This window comes from Coraliomargarita sinensis (genome assembly GCF_003185655.1).
Classification (GTDB): domain Bacteria; phylum Verrucomicrobiota; class Verrucomicrobiia; order Opitutales; family Coraliomargaritaceae; genus Coraliomargarita_B; species Coraliomargarita_B sinensis.
The window spans coordinates 1-2,844 of the sequence record NZ_QHJQ01000026.1 but is presented as its reverse complement, the minus strand read 5'-3'; the positions used below and the strand labels follow the sequence as shown (position 1 = coordinate 2,844).

At 54.5% G+C, this 2,844-nt stretch carries 5 protein-coding genes and 1 pseudogene; 2 read left to right on the top strand and 4 right to left on the bottom strand.

Annotated features, from left to right (window positions below; genetic code table 11):
• Window positions 1-101: 101 nt before the first annotated feature.
• Window positions 102-263 (top strand): hypothetical protein, encoded by a 162-nt coding sequence (locus DDZ13_RS15575; RefSeq protein ID WP_158279951.1) that lies wholly within the window; start codon window positions 102-104, stop codon window positions 261-263.
• 446 nt (window positions 264-709) lie between these two features.
• On the top strand, window positions 710-1,693 hold the full coding sequence (locus DDZ13_RS15150; protein ID WP_110132304.1) for a fatty acid desaturase family protein: 984 nt from the start codon (window positions 710-712) through the stop codon (window positions 1,691-1,693).
• 96 nt (window positions 1,694-1,789) lie between these two features.
• On the opposite strand, the gene DDZ13_RS15960 is transcribed toward DDZ13_RS15150, so the two are convergent.
• The 4 genes and pseudogenes from DDZ13_RS15960 to DDZ13_RS16055 form a co-directional block, all read right to left on the bottom strand.
• Window positions 1,790-1,981 carry a LuxR C-terminal-related transcriptional regulator gene (locus DDZ13_RS15960; protein WP_199221151.1) on the bottom strand — a complete coding sequence of 64 codons (192 nt, stop codon included), beginning with the start codon at window positions 1,979-1,981 and terminating at the stop codon, window positions 1,790-1,792.
• Window positions 1,927-2,463, bottom strand: coding sequence for a response regulator (locus DDZ13_RS15145; protein WP_199221150.1), 537 nt, complete (start codon window positions 2,461-2,463; stop codon window positions 1,927-1,929). Before DDZ13_RS15145 ends, DDZ13_RS15960 begins: the two co-directional genes overlap by 55 nt.
• Window positions 2,464-2,472: 9 nt before the next feature.
• On the bottom strand, window positions 2,473-2,727 hold the full coding sequence (locus DDZ13_RS15140) for an ATP-binding protein (protein ID WP_332888902.1): 255 nt from the start codon (window positions 2,725-2,727) through the stop codon (window positions 2,473-2,475).
• A 24-nt stretch (window positions 2,728-2,751) separates the two neighbouring features.
• Window positions 2,752-2,844: pseudogene (locus DDZ13_RS16055) on the bottom strand (transposase); the annotation flags it as partial.

The window sequence follows — 2,844 nt, the reverse complement described above, 5'->3', positions numbered from 1 at the left end:
CCGCAACTCGTAAACATCAGCCTTGCTAGAGACCTCGATCACTTCGTATCCTGCTAGACCTATCTTGTTAATCATCGGGGACATGGTAGCTTAATTGCTCCATGTCCCCAATCTTTGATGGAGAGCGATGTATAGCCGGTCAACAGCGTCAACGTGAGCAGGACTGCGCGGGGCATGGTTACAGTTATGAAGAACAACCTCGTATCCACGGCCTCGGTGTTCTGGAGCACAAGGACGATGGCGAGCACGACCAATACCAGTAGGACGATCAGTTTCAGCTTTTGCATGGTTACTTGGATTCTCATCCTACTTGACATTACCACAGGATAAGCGGCGTGCCTATAGGGTGTAACCCCACCACTGCTGCGCCGGAAAGCTTTCAGGATTTTCTGCGGAATCGGTGACCTTGTTGCAAGGTGGGGTATGGGTGCTCGACATGCGGAATGCGGGGCGATTGCCTGAGCTGCGCAAATTGTTGCTAATTGTTTTGAAATGCGACGTTGAGCAGGAGGGCTTATGGTCCCGGAGAGAAGCGCATGCGGGCACTTTTCGCTTGCATGGTCTGGAGCAGGTGCGAACCGGTCACCCCTTCAATCATCTGCCTTTTTCGTTCGCTATTCATCACAATTTGGGCAAATTAAACCTTATCACGCTTATAGCGTTCTTTAGGAGGTTTGAAAGGCGGATGCGTCTTAACGTTTAAGATATTATGAGCCCCCGAACCGGAAAAGAACTGATTCTCGCCACCCGCGCATACGCTGGTGAAAATAGGCTGCGTAGCTGGACGGCTGTCTTGTCCACGCTGGTCTTCCTGGTCCTGGCTCTCACCGCTACATACTGGGTGCCGATTCTTATCTTCAAGCTGTGCCTCGGCTTGCTCTCCGGTTTACTGATGGTGCGCATGTTCGTTATCTATCACGACCACCAGCACCACGCCATCCTCGATCGTTCCAAAACCGCGGAGATCCTGATGCGCTTGTGGGGGATTTTGATTATGACCCCGAGCAGTATCTGGAAGCACTCGCACAACACGCACCATGCTAAGAACTGCAAGCTGCACTCTATCTTCGTCGGCTCCTATCCGGTGATGACGATTGAGCGTTACCAGCACAGTTCTCGAATAGAGCGCTTCAATTACCTTGCGATTCGCCACCCGGTAACCATCGCGTTGGGCTATTTGACTGTTTTCGTCGGGTCGATGTGCATTGGACCGTTCATCAGCGAGCCCGCAAAACATCGCGACGCCCTCTACGCGCTCATACTGCACCTTGCGATCTACGCCACTGTCATCTTCTGCCTCGGCTGGATGGCTGCCTTGTTTTTGCTGGTTATCCCGTTCGTCGTGGCCAGCGCGCTCGGGGCCTATTTGTTCTACTCGCAGCATAATTTCCCGACGGTCACCTATATGGATGAAGACGGTTGGACCTACGAGGGCGCCGCTTTGGAATCGTCCAGCTACTGCCGTATGGGTGCGGTGATGAACTACTTTACCGCCAATATCGGCTACCACCACATCCATCACCTCAATTCCAGAATCCCATACTACCGTTTGCCGGAAGCCTTATCAGGAATCCCCGAGTTACAGTCTGCGAAAACGACCAGCTTGAAGCCGTCGGAGGTCCTGCGATGTTTGCGGCTGAAACTATGGGACGTCCCGCAGCAGCGAATGGTTTCGCTGGCGGAAGCTAGATAAAAAGACTTCATCCATACTAGCAAACGCTAGAAAAATGACATGGGGCTGCCTATACTACTGGTTGCCATGCCAGGGGAATCCGTGTCCAGCCTGACTTCAGGCTTCGGTTCTCTGCACACTGCTCTCAATGATACCCGCGCTGATCGCGTAACGGGTGAGGCCGGCAGTTTCGTGAATGTTGAGTTTGCGCATCAGGTTGGTGCGGTGCTTTTCGACCGTCTTGATGCTGATGCCTAATTCATAGGCGGTTTCTTTGTTCGCCTTGCCTTCTGCGACCAGTTGGAGCACTTCCGCTTCCCGGGTGAGAGGCGCGCCCGATTTTTGGGACACGCTTCATCGGGCAAACCGGTTTGCAGGGTGCGGCTCCGACGGAGGATGGACTCGTTGAAAAAAAATCTGCCTGCGTGGACTTCGCGAATGGCATGGGCGAGTTCGTGGCCGGGCGCGTGTTTCAGCGTGAATCCCGCTGCACCTGCATCGATCGCGCCTTCAACGTAGGCATCGTCCATGTGGGCGGAAAGAATCAGCACTCGGATGATCGGGTCTGAAGCCAGTAACTGCCGGCACGCGTCCAATCCGTTCAGGAGGGGCATGGCGATATCCATAACGACGACGTCGGGATGCAGACGGGCGACCTGACTGACGGCCTCGCGGCCGGATTCTGCTTCCGCCACCACGATAAAGTCGCCTGCCTCTTCGAGAAGCCTGCGGATGCCTTCGCGCACGATGAGGTGATCTTCGGCAAGGATAACTTTGATGGTGGTTTTCATAAATGTGTCTCAGGTAGTTGAGGGTGAGTCGTGAGTGGGGCAGGCTTTGTCTAATGCCAGTCGAACGGAAACCGTGGTTCCTTTCCCGGTCATGGAGGCGACACTGAACCGGGCTCCGACCATTTCAGCACGTTCCTTCATGCCAAGCAGTCCCAACCGGTGGGTCTTTTTTTCCGACTGCGCAGCTTTCACATCAAATGCCTTTTCATTGTCAGCCACCTCCAAATGCAGACTTCGCTGCGTTTGCCGGAGGGTCCGGGGCAATGGCCCGCATCATCTCCATGCAGTGGATGTAGACCAGGCGGATGGCATGGAAGCGGTCGGCGACGATCTTTGCGTTTGGGAACCACTTGCGCACGAGACTGCGGTAGGGGCTGGACA

Excerpts from the sequence above, each read along its gene's own strand:
- DDZ13_RS15575 (WP_158279951.1), top strand. The coding sequence starts at position 102 with ATGTCCCCAATCTTTGATGGAGAGCGATGTATAGCCGGTCAACAGCGT.
- DDZ13_RS15150 (WP_110132304.1), top strand. The coding sequence starts at position 710 with ATGAGCCCCCGAACCGGAAAAGAACTGATTCTCGCCACCCGCGCATAC.
- DDZ13_RS15145 (WP_199221150.1), bottom strand. The coding sequence starts at position 2,463 with ATGAAAACCACCATCAAAGTTATCCTTGCCGAAGATCACCTCATCGTG.